Genomic DNA, 16251 nt, shown 5'->3' on the forward strand with positions numbered 1-16251 from the left:
AACAGGAACGAGAAGGAAGAAGAAATCCCGAGCTTAATCGAAGTCCCTTTACGTTTGCAGATTTACGAACTAGAAAAACTAAAACGAAAAAGGTCTATTATATCGCCCTAAGCACAAGAATCATCCCTCCACTAATGGAAAAGATGATTCTTTTTTATTTATACAATTGTTGTCTTACTCGTCTTTCTTAAACAAACGAGTAGTAAACTCATCGAACGTACTTTCTAATTGGTACTCTTCCCATGTTCCATTACCAGATTCACTTTCCGTAATATAAACAACAGACGGTTCTTTCGTCTTTCGGTAATCAAGAGCTAACCAAGAATGTAGATCTCCTGTTAATAGAACAAGTCCCTCTGGAAGGCCACACTCCTCAATAAATACTGGCGATAAACCAATACCATGTTCCATATCAATTTCATATAAATATGGAACAATTGCCGCATCCCCATCCTCAAATAATACATATCTGAAGCTGAGTTCTCCCCCATTTTGTACTTCCATCAACTTAAGGTAAGAGGCTGGTAATGTAACACCTAATAGTCGTTCAACCTCCTGAAGGGTTTCTTTTGATAATTTCACTCCTGGTTTATATTCAGTTGGAGTTTTCCAAAAGTTAGTTCCCTCATAAAAACGCAAGTTCATTTAGTTGCCTCCCAATTCTCTTTAAGATTCGTACACTCGTGGCTTCTCCTCTACAATACGTTTTGATACAATTTCTAATTCTTCAAGAACATCATGAATAGAAAGAATGACAAATAGCACGATGGTTTCCGTTGTAAAATGATGATGATACTTTTTAACTGAGGGATGCGAACCATCATTTGTATGCCAAAATAATTCGTCAAGTTCTTTAATATTTGCAACATGTGCATCATTCGTGGGCTGTCTGCCAGCTGTTTTCATGAGCGCAACTGTCGAATCCACCGTTTGTTTAAGCAGTTCCTGATTGGAATGAATGAATTCTTTATCATTAATATGTACGGTTATTAAATGTCCTAAATGATAATGAATTTGTTGTAGCTGTTCTAATTTTTTTGTTTCATAGACAAAAGCCCTTAGTTCACTAATGGAATGTCTATGATACTTCCACTCTTCACGCTGATAATGAGCTAGTTGAAAAGACTTTGCGAGTTCACTTGTAATTCTCTTATACTCTTTTTGACACTCTTTTGATATTGCCTTTTTATGTAAAATAAGCTCATCCGCTCTTTTCTTTAAAAGCGTAGCTGTTTCAGTGAAAAGCTGATCATTTCGATTTTTAATTTCCTCTGAAAAACGAGGTGGAAAAATAAAGAAATTAACAAATGTTGAGACGACCAAACCAATGGTTGTCGTACCGCTTCTTTCAATAAAGGTAAGAAAATAGTGATCCTGCGTTACTGGAATCATCGCTACTGCGGTAATTGTCGCAATCAAGGCCCCAGCTTCTAGTTTTAGTCCCATACAAAGATAAATAGTAAAAACAGCAGCAAGCGTATAAGTAATCGGACTGTGCCCAAACCAATACGTAAACGTCATCGCTAAGCCTGCTCCAATTAAAGCAGCAGGAAATCGAATCATTCCTTTTTTAATGGAATCTGAAGCAGTTGGTTCTATTGTTGCTATTGCAATAATAACAGCAAACACAACAGGTAAATCAAAATAATAACAAATTGTAGCGGTAATAAAAACAGCAATCCCTGTTTTCATTAATCTAGCTCCAAAAAACTTTAATTTTTTATCCTTCATAAATGAAAACCCTACCTATTTAATAAGCTACTATAATCTTAGCATAAATAGATAGGATCAGGGGATCTTCGTATAAACTACTCTTCACTTTTTGAAAGATACGCATATAGTTGCTCTTGTTGATTTTCTGTACCAAACGCATGGGTTACTCCCCAAACCCGGTCCACTTTTTGTTGATTCATCAAGGCATCGAGATCATGAAAAATACGATGTAAATACCTAACCGACATGGAGTCTCCTGTGCTCATAGCCATCGTGAAAAAGTCCCTTGCATTTTCCATATCATTTATCACTTTAGATTCAGCAAATCCTTGTTCCTGTAACCACTTTATATCCTCCTCGAGGCTTTTCCAATTCTGATCATTTTTTAGTTGTGTTGAATTAACTGTCTCTGCATTTCCCCAGCCTGCTAGTTCATTTAAATATTCATGTTGTTTCGCTATAATGGCTTTCACCGCTAGTTCTTGGCCTTCATGATAGGCTATATCTTGATCATAACTTTGTTCTTCTTTTTCTAAATTAGCAGAAGCTGTTTGGACGATATCCAGTTCTTTGTCTTCCTCTATATCTTCTAATCCTTCATCAACGATTAGTTCAGGCTCGATGTCATTAAGGGAAGCCTCTTCAATTGAATTATGATTAAAGGATATGTAATATACGCTAACACCCACAACAATGACTCCTAAAATTCCAATAAGTATTCTATTCACAATACGCATCTCCTTAACTTAGTAGTCTATGAAAAGCCTACTATGAAATGAACTGACAATTCAAGCACATGACAAAACAAGAACGAAATCGTTCTGAACAGTCAAATTTCCAAGGGGACATTCGTTTGTTTTCGTCAAAAAACCACCCTAAGGGTGGTTTAATATTCTTCATAATTTCCTTTCACGCCCTGCCTCATCTCGGATGATGACTTCAATTCCTTTTGAATTTCCACTATAGATGTAATTCTCTTCATCCGATATTTGAAATTGTCCTTCTAGACGAACAAATTTCTTTTCTTTACTATACAACTCGACCACATGTGGCCCTAAATCGTTTAAATAAGAATACGTCTTAGCGTCATGAGTAAAGTAAAAACGCTCGACCAACTCAATCTCAAAGTCAACTTCTGATTTTCCTTTGTTTTCAAATGCGAGAATACATTCGATATCGGCTACCATTTCCGCTTCATTCAACTCATAGATACATTCGCTCCATTCTTTTTCATAGGAAATGGCATGAACACCAGAAGCTAAAAAAGTCTGATAGACATTTATTAATACAACTGGCCCAAAAAGAAAGAACAGGATGCATGCCAATACGACACTACCGTTCCACTTTGGAAGCATTTGATGAAAGAGAATTAAACTCATGAGCAAAAAGACCATTGCTATTATCCCTACATAATGAAAACCCATTTCATGCTCCATATTTGAGTAAGCAGGAATGCCTAACCAATTAAAAATTCGAGTGCCAAATGGGGTTTGATTAGGAAATGGAAAAATGAAAAGCATCGTTAGAACAAACAATAAAACCGCGGCATAAAGAAATACTGTTCTTGTCTTCACCTTCCCAACTCCTAGTTAAGCTCCCTTTGAAAGCTCCTTCTTTTTTTTCACATGTTCCATACGGTTCGTTAGCATCCCTGATGTTAAGTACACACCGATAAAGACAAGAATTCCTCCGACCATTTGTTCAAGCCTAATGGTTTCACCTAGGGCTAGACTAATCAAAGCCGTAAATACAGGAATTAGATTTAAAAAGATTCCCGCCTGACTCGCTCCTATTTTTTTAACTGAAATATTCCAAAAAACAAAAGAACAAACCGATGAAAATAAAAACATATATATGATTCCATAGATGGAAATTTGACTAGTTTTTGCAAACGGAAACCCTTCCCAAAAAGCAAAAGGGGCCAAGATGACCATCGCTAAAAGAGTTGATACTGCTGTTGCTGTAATCGGTGGAATGGATAAGCGTTTGCCAATGATCGAATAAAACGTCCAGACAATCACAGCACCAATCATTAACAAGTCACCACGATTATACCTAATCTCAAAGATTCCAAGTAGATCCCCTCTAGTTAAAAGAATAAGGGCTCCAAATAAAGAAATAAATAAACCGATTATTTGCATCCTTGTTAACGATTCTTTTAATAACAACACAGAAAATAAAACAATAAGTCCTGGATTAATTGCACTAATTAAGGCTGCATTCGTTGGGGACGTATACCCTAACGCTGAATATAGCAATAAATTATAACCAATGATGCCAAGAATCCCGAGTAGCAATAAAGGCTTCCAAGCTTTTTTTACATGATACCAATTCGGTTTCTCCACTACGATCGCAATCGGAAGAAGAACGAACAAGGCAAGTACCCACCTTGAAAATGTAATCCAAATAGGAGACAGCTCTGTGACCACATACTTACCGAATACATAATTTCCTGCCCAAAAAAAGGTGGCTAACACTAACATCAGCCAATATTTTAGCTTATTCAACCGATCTCTCTCCTTTTTCTACCCTCTCTCTTTAAACAACACTCTGAATCAAAAAAGCTTCCTTCAATGAGATAGCCATCTCTCGAAAAGAAGCTTCTAGAGCTTTTTCTATATTATGACAAATATTTAAAAGTAAGTAAACAAGACTTCAATAGTAACTTCGTAGATTAATTGACCAGGCTGAATCGGTGTAGGCGTCGTTTGAGCAGCAAGAACCGTTGGATAGCGTTCGGGAATTAGGCCCTTTGCTACCTCTTTCACTTCAAGTGGTACTGGGTTCAACGTTACATTAAGGGAACGAGCAAGTGTAGCCGCTTTACTTCTAGCATTGTCAACAGCTTGTGCTAAAGCTTGATTATAAACAGTCGTGGGATCTTCAAGTGTGAACTGGATGGAAGCAATTGAATTCGCTCCACTGTTTACAGCAGCGTCAATGACTGGACCCGCTATTCCCACTTGATCAAGCGTAATTTGAAGAAGGTGGACGATCCGATATCCACGAAAAACTTCGACTCCCTCAATGTAATCATACTGAGGGTCAATCCGGTAAACGACTGTTTGTATTTGATTCTCTTGAACATTTAATTCTTGTATGGCTGCAATAACAGCTGCTATCGCTTCTGCATTTTCCTGTTGTCCGATCGTGATCGATTCATTTTGAGTAATCACGCCTAATCTCATTTGCACTTGATCTGGAGTAGCTGATATTGTCCCTTCACCAAATACTCTTAACGTTTTCCGACCTTCAGCTCCCTCTTGATTTTGACGGTGATTCATGATTGTTCCCACCTTTCAAAAGATCCTTACCACCATTATTATATTGGTTCGTGCTTCATATAAGACCAATTGAACAAGTAATGATTTAGCCATATGTTTACAGGAATGACTATGGGGGAACAGAATCTATAAGCGAAGAGGAAAGGAGGGATTTCTAAATGTACTTAAAAGCTAAAAGTTTAGGAAACTTCACTATGAATTCCAAAGATGGAGAACTAGGATCGGTTCACAATCTTTATTTCACTACAAAATCGTTAAGTATTTGTTATATCGTTGGAGACACAAGACCTTGGTTTATAGGTGGGAAAGTATTACTTAGTCCAGAAGAGTGTACAGCGATCAACATAGAAGACCAGACCATCTCTATTAACGCAACGAAAGAGCAAATCAAAAACAGTCCGAAACCAGACAAGCACTCTCCTATTTCCCGCTCTTTCGAAAAACAGTTAAGTGATTATTACGGTTGGCGCTACTATTGGAGGGATACGATTGGTCCATTAATTAACAGCGGTGATGTGAGTGGAACACCTGTTGCTAAAACGCTGACTCCTTCTTTTCTAACAGATAAACCATCGGAAAAAGAAAATGAGGTCCATTTCGACCATCTACTTTTAAGTGTAAATGAGATGAGAGGGTTTCAAGTTATAGCGAAAAATCAGCAAATGGGGAAAGTATCCGATATTCTAATCAACCATAACACGTGGAAAATAGAGTTGTTAGAATTAGAAATAGGCGGTCTTCTTTCCAAGCAATATGTCCCAATCTCAACCGAATGGATTACACATATTAACTGGTCTGAGCAGACAATCATCATGAATAAGGATCGATACCAAACAGCAGAAACTGAACTACGAAACCACGTCAAAGCTGGTCAACCTTTTTCAACCTAATCTGCTAGAACAGTCAAGTAGACAAGCCCCTATTATATAAAGGGTCTTGTCTACTTTAATTGAACCGAGTATATGAAGCTTTTGCATGATTGAAAAGTATTAACACTAGATCTTAATGAATCGTATTAAGTGTAGCCAGCGCCTTTTGCACCTGCTCTTTTGAGACATCGTAATGTGTAGTGAAGCGGATAAGGGATGGTCCAAATGGCACAGCTAAAACACCGTTTTCTTTTAATCTTTCAAGGTACTCCTTAGAGTTTAAACCCTTCTTTGATACATCCACTAACACAATGTTTGTATCCACTGTGTTTACCACTTCTAACCCCGATACATTTTTGATTCCTGATGCTAACAGGGAGGCATTCTCGTGATCTATTGCCAAACGCTCGACCATTTGCGTTAAGGCAATAATACCAGGTGCTGCCAGTACGCCAGCTTGCCTTAAACCACCACCTAGGCGCTTTCTCCATTTCCGAGCTTTCGTAATAAACTTATGATCGCCAGCTATGATGGAGCCAACAGGCGCCCCAAGTCCTTTCGACAAACAAATTTGCACAGACGTTGTGTATTGGGTGAAATTCTTAATCGAACAATTCGATGCAACCGCAGCATTAAACAAACGCGCTCCATCAAGATGAACAGGAACATGATGCTTGCTTGCCACTTGATAAATTCCCTTCATATTTTCTTTTGGAACAACAGACCCCCCTGCTCGGTTATGAGTATTTTCTATACAAATCAATCCTGTTTCAGGTTCATGAATGTCTTGTCCTCGAATCGCTGACTCGATTTCGAGTGGATTCATCGCCCCATTCACACTTGGAATTGTCCTGGTTTGCACACCAGCAAAAGCAGAGATCGCTCCTCCTTCGTAATAAAATATATGTGAGTCTTTTTCTAGTAATACTTCATTTCCACTAACACAATGGGTTAAAACCGCAATTTGGTTTCCCTGCGTCCCACTTGTAACAAATAGAGCGGCTTCCTTCCCTAGCTTTTCAGCCGCTAACTCTTCTAATTTATTAATAGTCGGATCTTCTTTATAGACATCATCACCTACTTCTGCATCAATCATTCCTTGTTTCATTGCAGCCGTTGGTTTCGTCACCGTATCACTTCGTAAATCAATCATATTAGCCCTCCTACAATTATCTCCTATCCTATTATACATCCAATGAGACAGGAAGAAAAAGGAAAGAATGAAAAAAGGCTAGTGAATGAAGGGTGATTTCACCTCATTCATTAGCCGTCAAATGCTGTATCTAGCTGTACTTATTAAGCCTTCTATGAATTTTGATCTAATCCTTCTAATTAAGGGTGATTCGTTCAATCAAATGGTTGTCTTCTAGTTCAAGTAAGTCACTACCTTCATAAATTGATAACTCTAATGTGTATTTTTGACCTTGATGGTTAGTGGGGACGTTTATGATTGTTTGGATCGTATTCGCGCTACCAGGCTTTACTTGTTGACTTACAAGTGTTTGCTCCTCTGTTCTACCATGCTTATCGACTATTTTTACAGCTACAAGCATATCTTTTGTTTCTTTTTGGTTGTTTTTCACTTTATTCTCTATCAAGATTTGCTGGTTTCGTTCAAGCTTTGTAACCTCATTTCCTTTCTCATCAGTAAATGTATTTTCCACTTCATAAGGATCGATTACTCCAACAATATCAGCTTCCCCACGAGGCTTTAGTTGAATCGTATTATGATATCGACTTGAAATGCCCGTTATCGAAACAGTATCTCCATTGTTAAAAGCAAAGTCATCATAAGCCAAACCCGTCCGATTATCAACACGGACACGAACTGTTTCATCTCCTTGAGTCGCATCAAATTCAAACGTACCAAAGTTATTTATACTCGATAAATTTGAGATCGTGGCTTCTTTCACAAAAATTAATTTTGCTTCATTTTCTACTGAAATTTGCTTTGGCGTTACTTCTAACGGCTCAGGTATTTCTCCCTCTCCAACCTTTTCAATCGATGTAACATTTGAGATTTGTATCTCACTAGCAAAAGCTCCTTTCACTCCTGTCAAACGAATGATGTCCCCAGCATCTACATCTTGAGATGATTGAAAGACGTATATCCCTGCTTCTTCGTCTTGAAGATAAAAGCCTTTTTGACCCCAGTAACCAGAATCAGTTGTTGCTACAGCTTCAATGCTGACGGTTGAACCCTCAGCAGCAGCGCGCGCTTCGGTGATTGAGATAGGTTCGATTACCGGTTCTTCGATTTCAATGAAGTCAAATTGTTTGGTATCTCTCAGACCTGGTTGTGAAAAGTAATTAGCTAGACTCCCTGTAACCTGTACCAGCTTGCCATAGTTATCAGGATTATCAACTAAATTCAATCCTGTCCGCACACTTCCTGTAGGTAGCATAACGGGTAAGATTTTCGCCTTATCTCTTTCTTCTAAAGAGTCCGCAATAATTAAGTTTGTCGCCACGAAATTGCCGTCATACACAGGATTATTATTTGTCATAGTTCCGACAATATAACCCTGTACAGTTGCTGTACCACTGTTTAAGCTAATTGCCTCTGCCACTGTTAAATAATCGCGATCCACTGGAGGGTAAGGTTCTCCATTAGATTCATCTTTAATCGTAATTCGTGAACCTTCTTCATAATCAATAGGACCTTCATGATTTGTAATATACCAGACAATTGCTTCCCAAACCTTGCCATAGCTATCACCCACAAGATCACTGCCCAAATTGTAAAAGCCAGCTCCATGCATATAATCGTTATAAGCAACGGTATATTCCTTATTTTGATCTAATGGTGTACCTTCCGGAGTTGTAATAGTCACATCAACAAATTTGCCGTTCTCTTTCACTAGCTCATAATGCAAACCTGATACTTGTAGGTCATTGCCATTATGATAAACGGCTTGTGTCAGTAATATTTCTTTCATTCGTTCAGCTTTTGTTTTCACGACTACAACTTCATTTCCAAATTGATCTAAAAATTCAATTTGACCACCTGTAATGATACCAGGTGCAATGCTGCCGGTAACGGACGAACTGTTTAACATGCCGAAATTAGCATTAGTTATTGTTCGAACGGAATCAGCATATAGATTTCCAAGACTAGAATCACCTAGACGGTTATTAGCTGAAGAAAGTCCTCTTTCAGTTGAGCCGATTGGCTCGCCTACAATTGGTGCGTCATTCGACACTTCAAATGAAATCCTTTGTCCAGCCTGATAGTTAACGGCTTGTCCTTCAGCAGTTAAGTGTTTCGCGTAGGCAATCATGGCATCTGTCATATAACCTGATGTTGCTTCTAGAACCGTTCCCGCAAAATCATAGCCACTTCCACCCGTTCCAATATAATCTCCAACGGCTACGATATACATTTGATCGTCTTCAATCAGTTTTCCATCCACCTTTAATTCTGAATCAATGTAGCGACCCGCATTATTTGTAATAATCTTATAGGTTAATCCCGAAGTTTGAAGATCAATAGAGCTTCGGCGCTCATATGAATATTTAATAACTTCTTTAACGGCTGCACCCGTCATTTCAATTTTCATAATTTCATTGGCGAAAGGTTCAATCGTATAAATATCAAATTTCGTTATATCACCTGCAGGAATATTTGCACGAATTCCACCATTATTCGTTAACGCAATATCTGAATTAGTATGATAACGAATCGCATCTGTCCAAAAATTCCCTAGCTGCGTATCGCCATTTCCACTTCGGTTTAAACCAGTCTCTGTATACCCAATTACCTCTTGAAGCAATTCTTCCATTTCTTCATTGTAACCATCGACTTTTGCTTGAATTCCTTCATCAACTTCAGTTAAATTACTTACGTTCTGTAAGAAACCTGTAACCGATTCTACTTGTTTCGCTACTTGGTTGTAGGATATTGTCACATTTCCAACATTTAAGGCATTTCCGCCTGTTTGGACAATCGGGGTTCCATTCACAACAGCAGGTTGATTTAAGACCGTATGTGAGTGTCCACCAATAATTAAATCAAAATATTCAACTGCTTCCGCTAATGCTCGATCATCACTATAGCCAATATGTGTTAAAGCGATTAAGATGTCAGCTTCTTCTTTCAATTCTTCTTCATATCTCTTGGCCGTTTCAATAGGATCTTCAAAATTGATTCCTACCGTGTTGGCTGGTGCTGTAGCCGGAGGATTTTGAATGACCGAAAATACGCCAACCTTAATTCCATCTACATCAAAAATTTTATATGGTTCTGGTTGAGGAAAGTCTACCAGTGTGTCTCCTACGATCGTATTGGCACTTAACCAAGGAAACTCGCTCTCCTCCATACGTTGTACCATCTCTACCTGACCATAATCAAAATCATGATTTCCTATAGCCATAGCTTGAAGGCCCATATCGTTTAATAGATCAATAATCGGTTTCCCATATTGCAAGTCAACAACTGGGTTTCCACTAAAAATATCACCAGCATCTAAAAACATTGAGTGTGATGCAGCCTCCCGTTCTGATTGAATATAAGCAGCTATTTTCCCGAAATCATTCACACGAGCGTGAATATCATTTGTATGTAATATTTTTAATTCAACGATGTCCTCTTCTTTACTATTTGCAGCAAATACAGGAACAAAAGAGCCAAGCATTGAATAAAGGACTAACGTAAAGACTAGAAACATCGAAATAAATCGATTATTCTTATGTGTAGATAAAGACATAATATTCCTCCTCATTTTTGGATTCTATTAAACTATAAACGACGATTGTTAAAGCGACATTAAAATTATGTAAAAATATGTATATAGTAATTGATGTTGAAAGATTAACCTACAAACCTTCAGGAGGAATGGCTTATGAAAGTTTTTGTAAATAACCAGTCTATAGACCTACATTATGGGGCAACACTCAAACATGCTCTTTTAAAAACAAATGAAAAATTGTATCACGAGGTTATTAAAGGAGAGTCAATTATAAGAGACCACGAAGGAAACGAAACATACATTAGTGGAGCTGTTGCTGAGAATGTTTCATATTTTGTTGTAAAGAAAGAAGATAACTCTTGATCTTTTTAAAGGAGCAGCATCTTCCCCCTCCTTTTATCTATTGAAAAAACGCTAGATTCAATTGAATAGAAATTTAATTCTTACAATGACAATCCCGGTAATTAGTTAGATGCAATCTATCACCATATTTGTTATAATTAACCACACCAACACTTCAGTCCGCTTTGGGAGGCTAGGAAATGTCAAAATCGATTCTTGTATTCTTATTTACTCTCACTTTTTTATTAGGAGGTTGCGGAACCGACTCTACTAGTGTATTTGAGGAAAAAGATTTACTAGATGAGTTAGATGAAAAAGAGGTAGTAGCTCAGCAAGACACACATAGTGATTCTACAGGACAATTATCCGTGCATTTTATTGATGTTGGACAAGCAGATTCTACCTTGCTTACCTATTCAGATGCCGATCAACATTGGAACATCCTTATTGATGCAGGAAATTGGGATTCAGATCAGGTGATCAAGTATCTCCACGCACATGAGATAACTGAGATTGATCTATTAGTTGGTACCCATCCACATGCTGACCATATTGGTCAGATGGATCGTATTTTACAAGATTTTCAGGTCAGTGAGATTTGGATGTCAGGTGACGAAACCACTTCTCAAACCTTTGAACGACTACTTGATGCTATTCTAGAAAGTGACGTTGATTACCATGAACCTAGAGCTGGTGAACTTTATGACCTTGGTGCTCTTACTTTAGAAATTTTAAATCCAGTTTCGCTAACTGGAGATGCACATGAAGGATCCGTTTCTATTAAAGTTTCGTATCGGAACGTATCATTCTTATTTACGGGCGATGCTGAACATCAAACCGAACGAGCGATGATTGAACGTGGACATGATCTTAAGGCAACTGTATTAAAGCTAGGCCACCATGGATCGAACACCTCTACATCCCCTGATTTCTTGGAATCGGTAAAACCTGAAATAGCGATTATATCCGCAGGTGAAGTCAATCAATACGGACATCCACATGAAGAAGTCGTATCAAGAGTTCAGGATGCAGGAATAGAGATTTATTCAACTAGTATTCATGGAACAATCGTTATTACTACAGACGGAGATGACTATTTACTTAAAACGAAAGAAGATGAGATACCCTCTCCACCTGATAAAGATCAGTCACAAGTATCCGATTGTGTTAATATAAATGAGGCGACAGAGGCTGAATTAGAAAGGATTATCCATATTGGGACAGAACGTGCTAAAAGTCTGATTGAATTACGGCCTTTTGAAACACTGAATGATCTCGTAAAAATTAATGGGATAGGACCAGGACGACTTGCTGATATTCTTTCTGAAAACGTTGCATGTATGGGAGGATCATAACATGATAGCTGGTGTCATTGACCGTATTGTAGATAAGAAACACGCTGTGATTTTATTAGAAGATGAGAAGAAAGAACGAGTAATTAGTGTAGATCACTTACCAGAAGGAAGCAAAGAAGGATCTTGGTTACTTATCGACATTCAAGGTGAAGCTATTAAACACATTCAACTTGACGAAAAAAAAACAGAAAAAAAACAAGAACAAATCAAAAATAAACTGACTCAGTTACGGGCAAGAAGTACAGGTAGTCGTTTTAAAAGGAACTAACCAGATGTATTAATACATCTGGTTTTTCTTTACTAAAGAGCTACCCCTATCGATTAGTTCTTGAGCCAATTCTTTAGGGACGAGACTTCCTCCAGTTCCCCAAACAAGATGAGTAATCTTCTTTTTATCGATGTAATGTTTTTCAAGATAGCTCGAATCTTCTATCAGGGCAGGGCCCATCATCCCGGCTAGAGCTGAAGGTTCAAGGAACTTCCCTTCAGATTTTTGTAATATGTAAAGAAGTTTAAATAAGTCTTCATCTTCTATGGTAAAGACCCCACTTAACAACGGTTCCATTAATTTGCCTACAAATGCCGAAGGTCTTCCAACTGCTAAACCGTCAGCTTCTGTTTTATTATCAATGTTAATGTCTTGAACGGAAATTGCACTATGTTTTTTTGTAAGTACGCCAATTAACATTGCAGGTGAATGAGTCGGTTCAGCGAAAAAGCAATGAACTGCATCACCAAATACATGCTTTAGTCCAAAGGTGACACCACCCGGACCTCCTCCTACCCCACATGGTAAATAAACAAATAACGGATGCTCTTGATCGACTTTAATGTTGTATTCTTCTAGCTGCTTTTTTAAACCTAGAGCAGCAACCGCATAACCAGAAAAAAGACTCAATGAATCTTCATCATCAATAAAATAACAGTGTTCTTGTTTTTGACAAAGCGCTCTGCCACTGCTTATCGCTTCACTATAATCACCTTGGTATTCAATCACGTAAACTCCATTTTGCCGTAATAAGTCTTTTTTCCATTGTTTCGCATCAGCTGACATATGAACGGTTACTCGGAAACCTAATTTTGAGCTCATCATTCCGATACTAAGTCCCAAATTTCCAGTCGACCCAACAGCAATGGAATAATTTGAAAACACTTGGCGACTCTCAGACAGCAAAAGTTTAGCATATGAGTCATTTTTATCATGCAATAGTTGATGTTCTAGTGCAATCGCTTCAGCAATGGTGAATACTTCATGAAAGCCTCCCCTTGCTTTAATCGATCCGGCTACAGGAAGTAAATCATCGGATTTTAAATATAAACTCCCTTCGATCGTCGTTTTAGTAAATTGCTCTAATTTTTTCTTCATTTCAGGTAACTCGAGTAAAGGAGACTCGATTTGTCCTTTTGTTAAATGAAGTTCAGAATAAGCAGCTTCAAGAAAAGGCTCAAACCGTTTAAACCGTTGTGCCGCCTCTTCAATCAGTTCGACACCGATTCCGTTAATAGGAAATTCAGTTTTTGTTAAACGATCATTTTGCCATAACAACGGTTCTAAATTCATGATTCTCTTTAAAACGGGGTAACGTGTTATTAAATCAGCTATTTCTTTTTCCATTCCACTAACTCCTTTTAACATAACCTCGTACGATGGATCCTCAACAATTGAGGAAATCTATTCTGTGTTAACTTTAAGCGGGTCCCTTTCTTCAATCATTTGAATGAAAGGAAATACAAATTCAGGATCAAACTGACTATCTGAACATCTCTTTCATTCTTCTATTGCTTCATGAAAACTTTTGGTCGCTTGAAAAGGCCTCACGGTCGTCCTCGCATCAAAAGAATCAATAATACACAGAATTCTAGTTAACTAATGAATGTTATTTCCTGTTAACCGTGTGGATATTCCTTTCACCATTAACTGCAAAGTTCGATTTTATAAATGAACGAAATCATCGCTCGATCATTAGACCCATCTGGCAATTCCTCTGCACAAGGATCAGAATATAGAACTTTATTGAATCCGGAAAATAAATGTCTTCTTTTTGACCATAATTACTTAAGACCAGTACTCCAAGCGTATATGGAACACCATTTATATTTGTCATTCTTGAACTAGTTCCAATACCTCCTTTAAAACCAAGGCAAGACATTCCCGTTCCAGCCCCCACACACCCTTCTTCTACCTCATCTTTCCCTGTTGGATAATGACCAATCTTCATTCCTACATCACGTAGTCGTTTTCTCTTATTAGACTTCTTCTCACAACTTTCTCTCTAAACGTTATAATTAGTGCTTTCGTTTGTTCTTTCCTGTGTTCCGCTAATGATCTATCCCTTTATTTCAATACTAACATAACTTATAGTATACCAAGCAAAGGAGGTGATCGACTCAACCTGGTCACCTTAAATTTAGCTCCTCCACTAGACAAGCATCACGATCAGATTCACTTTTCTCTCCTTTTCTAAAATAGAGAGCGTCACTTGTGACGCTCTTTCGTTTTTCTATTTATTTTCATGTTTATCGAACAGTTTGATAACAGACTTCGCTAAGATCGTCACACCATCTTCTAAAGCTACTAAATCAAATTTCATTCTCGGATGATGTAAGCCTGGTGTAAGATCGGCTCCTAGACCTACCATCGTCGCTTTTAGATTTGGCTGGTGCACAGCATAAAAATGAAAATCTTCTCCTCCTGAAGTAACAAGCGGAGGGGATGTCCCTTTTTCTCCTAACGTTTCATGTATGGCCTCTTGAACGAGTTTCTCCATCCATTTATTAGGAACAGCTGCAACCAGTTCTACCAAAGTTTCAAGTTCTACTTCGGCACCGTTAAATCCAACTGAAGCAAATACAGCTTTTTTTACTTGATCAAGAAGAACTTCCATTGCCTCGTTTGTTTGTGCCCGTAAATCAATTCCAAATATACACTCGTCCGGAATAATGTTCATGTTTTTTCCTTCTGTTTGAACCATCGTTACTTTTGCTGAACTAGGTATAGCTGGATCCATTTTAATCGCATTAATGGCATTAATGATCGCTGCAATGGAATCTAAGACGTTAATGCCTAAATGCGGCCTTGCAGCATGCGCTTGTATCCCTTTGACTTTTCCCTTTAACACCATCGTAGCACCGTGATAAATCGCAGGCGAAGCTTGTTTCAGACTTAACTCTTGGATTGGTCTTACATGGAGCCCAAGTAAATAATCAACATCCTTGACCACTCCTTTTTCGATAAGCGCTTTTGCCCCTTTCCCTGTTTCTTCTGCTGGCTGAAAAATAATCTTTAACGTCCCCTTCGGTTGAAACCCAATATCCTTTAACATCTTAACCGTATATAAAACCACCGTTGCATGTCCATCGTGTCCACACGAATGATTAGCTTTCCAAACTCCATCTACATTTTGCCACAGTGCATCTATATCAGCTCTAATAGCAACGGTCGGCCCATCTATCCCCCCCTGCCAATAAGCTACTACTCCAGGATGATCTTCAAATGTCAAATAAGGTATTCCTATTCGATCAAGTTCCTTGCATAGATATTTTGTCGTTTCTACTTCTTGCCAACTTACTTCTGCAATCGAGTGAAGATGCTGATATGTTTCTTCTAGCTGATCTTTATTCTGATCGATCCACTCATCAAACTGTCTAATTGTTCTCACTCCCTTGTTATGCTGTCTCTACTTATCAAAGAAATTAAGTTATTACCACACAAATGACCATCACATTTTGCAAGAATATAAATTTCCAATTAGCGTTTACTCTTATTCACTATAGGCTTAGAGGACTAATAATGATCTGATATATACTATTCATTCTCCCTCATAAATTCTATTAATTGTTGGGAGTTCATACAATTATTATTGAAAATAAATGTTCCTTCTATCTTTAATACGCCTGGAAACATTTACTGTTATTGACATCCTTAAATGCCCCAAAGTTGACGGTATTGCCTATCCAGAATTAGACGATTATAATGTCCATATATAATTCGAAACATTTC

General features: G+C 37.9%; 15 protein-coding genes. 4 read left to right on the forward strand and 11 right to left on the reverse strand.

Annotation, left to right across the window (positions count from 1 at the left end):
* Window positions 1-174 precede the first annotated feature (174 nt).
* From PQ474_RS04795 to PQ474_RS04820, 6 genes are all read right to left on the reverse strand, one after another.
* A complete protein-coding gene (locus PQ474_RS04795; RefSeq protein ID WP_273840889.1) occupies window positions 175-645 on the reverse strand; it encodes an SMI1/KNR4 family protein in 471 nt (156 codons plus the stop codon).
* A 21-nt stretch (window positions 646-666) separates the two neighbouring features.
* Window positions 667-1731, reverse strand: a complete 1065-nt coding sequence (locus tag PQ474_RS04800; protein ID WP_273840890.1) for an FUSC family protein — start codon at window positions 1729-1731, stop codon at window positions 667-669.
* Between the two features lie 77 nt (window positions 1732-1808).
* Window positions 1809-2441, reverse strand: coding sequence for a hypothetical protein (locus PQ474_RS04805; protein ID WP_273840891.1), 633 nt, complete (start codon window positions 2439-2441; stop codon window positions 1809-1811).
* 168 nt (window positions 2442-2609) lie between these two features.
* On the reverse strand, window positions 2610-3287 hold the full coding sequence (locus PQ474_RS04810) for a DUF2721 domain-containing protein (RefSeq protein WP_273840892.1): 678 nt from the start codon (window positions 3285-3287) through the stop codon (window positions 2610-2612).
* Between the two features lie 15 nt (window positions 3288-3302).
* Window positions 3303-4220, reverse strand: coding sequence for a DMT family transporter (locus PQ474_RS04815; protein ID WP_273840893.1), 918 nt, complete (start codon window positions 4218-4220; stop codon window positions 3303-3305).
* A 126-nt stretch (window positions 4221-4346) separates the two neighbouring features.
* Window positions 4347-4997 (reverse strand): SIMPL domain-containing protein, encoded by a 651-nt coding sequence (locus tag PQ474_RS04820; RefSeq protein ID WP_273840894.1) that lies wholly within the window; start codon window positions 4995-4997, stop codon window positions 4347-4349.
* Window positions 4998-5155: 158 nt separating this feature from the next.
* Here PQ474_RS04820 and PQ474_RS04825 point away from each other — a divergent pair, with 158 nt between their 5' ends.
* Entirely contained in the window at window positions 5156-5887 is a 732-nt protein-coding gene (locus PQ474_RS04825; RefSeq protein ID WP_273840895.1) for a PRC-barrel domain-containing protein, read from the forward strand.
* A gap of 112 nt (window positions 5888-5999) precedes the next feature.
* Here the strand turns inward: PQ474_RS04825 and ltaE are convergent, their stop codons facing one another.
* Entirely contained in the window at window positions 6000-7019 is a 1020-nt protein-coding gene (gene ltaE, locus PQ474_RS04830) for a low-specificity L-threonine aldolase (protein WP_273840896.1), read from the reverse strand.
* A 175-nt stretch (window positions 7020-7194) separates the two neighbouring features.
* Window positions 7195-10572: a 5'-nucleotidase C-terminal domain-containing protein gene (locus PQ474_RS04835; protein ID WP_273840897.1), complete on the reverse strand. Its 3378-nt coding sequence runs from the start codon at window positions 10570-10572 to the stop codon at window positions 7195-7197.
* Window positions 10573-10707: 135 nt separating this feature from the next.
* Here PQ474_RS04835 and PQ474_RS04840 point away from each other — a divergent pair, with 135 nt between their 5' ends.
* From PQ474_RS04840 to PQ474_RS04850, 3 genes are all read left to right on the forward strand, one after another.
* Complete coding sequence (locus tag PQ474_RS04840) at window positions 10708-10917, forward strand: hypothetical protein (RefSeq protein WP_273840898.1); 210 nt, start codon at window positions 10708-10710, stop codon at window positions 10915-10917.
* 179 nt (window positions 10918-11096) lie between these two features.
* Window positions 11097-12251 (forward strand): MBL fold metallo-hydrolase, encoded by a 1155-nt coding sequence (locus tag PQ474_RS04845; protein WP_273840899.1) that lies wholly within the window; start codon window positions 11097-11099, stop codon window positions 12249-12251.
* Window position 12252: 1 nt separating this feature from the next.
* Window positions 12253-12519, forward strand: coding sequence for a DUF3006 domain-containing protein (locus tag PQ474_RS04850; protein ID WP_273840900.1), 267 nt, complete (start codon window positions 12253-12255; stop codon window positions 12517-12519).
* 9 nt (window positions 12520-12528) lie between these two features.
* On the opposite strand, the gene PQ474_RS04855 is transcribed toward PQ474_RS04850, so the two are convergent.
* From PQ474_RS04855 to PQ474_RS04865, 3 genes are all read right to left on the reverse strand, one after another.
* On the reverse strand, window positions 12529-13866 hold the full coding sequence (locus PQ474_RS04855) for a D-serine ammonia-lyase (RefSeq protein ID WP_273840901.1): 1338 nt from the start codon (window positions 13864-13866) through the stop codon (window positions 12529-12531).
* Window positions 13867-14200: 334 nt separating this feature from the next.
* Window positions 14201-14470 (reverse strand): P1 family peptidase, encoded by a 270-nt coding sequence (locus PQ474_RS26550; RefSeq protein WP_390186491.1) that lies wholly within the window; start codon window positions 14468-14470, stop codon window positions 14201-14203.
* A 282-nt stretch (window positions 14471-14752) separates the two neighbouring features.
* Window positions 14753-15910, reverse strand: a complete 1158-nt coding sequence (locus PQ474_RS04865) for a M20 peptidase aminoacylase family protein (RefSeq protein WP_273840902.1) — start codon at window positions 15908-15910, stop codon at window positions 14753-14755.
* Window positions 15911-16251: the final 341 nt, after the last annotated feature.

It is taken from the genome of Halalkalibacter alkalisediminis (assembly GCF_028610705.1).
Classification (GTDB): Bacteria; Bacillota; Bacilli; order Bacillales; family Bacillaceae_D; genus Halalkalibacter; species Halalkalibacter alkalisediminis.

Coding starts and splice junctions, on each gene's coding strand:
- PQ474_RS04795 (WP_273840889.1), bottom strand. CDS start 645: ATGAACTTGCGTTTTTATGAGGGAACTAACTTTTGGAAAACTCCAACT.
- PQ474_RS04800 (WP_273840890.1), bottom strand. CDS start 1,731: ATGAAGGATAAAAAATTAAAGTTTTTTGGAGCTAGATTAATGAAAACA.
- PQ474_RS04820 (WP_273840894.1), bottom strand. CDS start 4,997: ATGAATCACCGTCAAAATCAAGAGGGAGCTGAAGGTCGGAAAACGTTA.
- PQ474_RS04825 (WP_273840895.1), top strand. CDS start 5,156: ATGTACTTAAAAGCTAAAAGTTTAGGAAACTTCACTATGAATTCCAAA.
- ltaE (WP_273840896.1), bottom strand. CDS start 7,019: ATGATTGATTTACGAAGTGATACGGTGACGAAACCAACGGCTGCAATG.
- PQ474_RS04835 (WP_273840897.1), bottom strand. CDS start 10,572: ATGTCTTTATCTACACATAAGAATAATCGATTTATTTCGATGTTTCTA.
- PQ474_RS04840 (WP_273840898.1), top strand. CDS start 10,708: ATGAAAGTTTTTGTAAATAACCAGTCTATAGACCTACATTATGGGGCA.
- PQ474_RS04845 (WP_273840899.1), top strand. CDS start 11,097: ATGTCAAAATCGATTCTTGTATTCTTATTTACTCTCACTTTTTTATTA.
- PQ474_RS04850 (WP_273840900.1), top strand. CDS start 12,253: ATGATAGCTGGTGTCATTGACCGTATTGTAGATAAGAAACACGCTGTG.
- PQ474_RS04855 (WP_273840901.1), bottom strand. CDS start 13,866: ATGGAAAAAGAAATAGCTGATTTAATAACACGTTACCCCGTTTTAAAG.
- PQ474_RS26550 (WP_390186491.1), bottom strand. CDS start 14,470: ATGAAGATTGGTCATTATCCAACAGGGAAAGATGAGGTAGAAGAAGGG.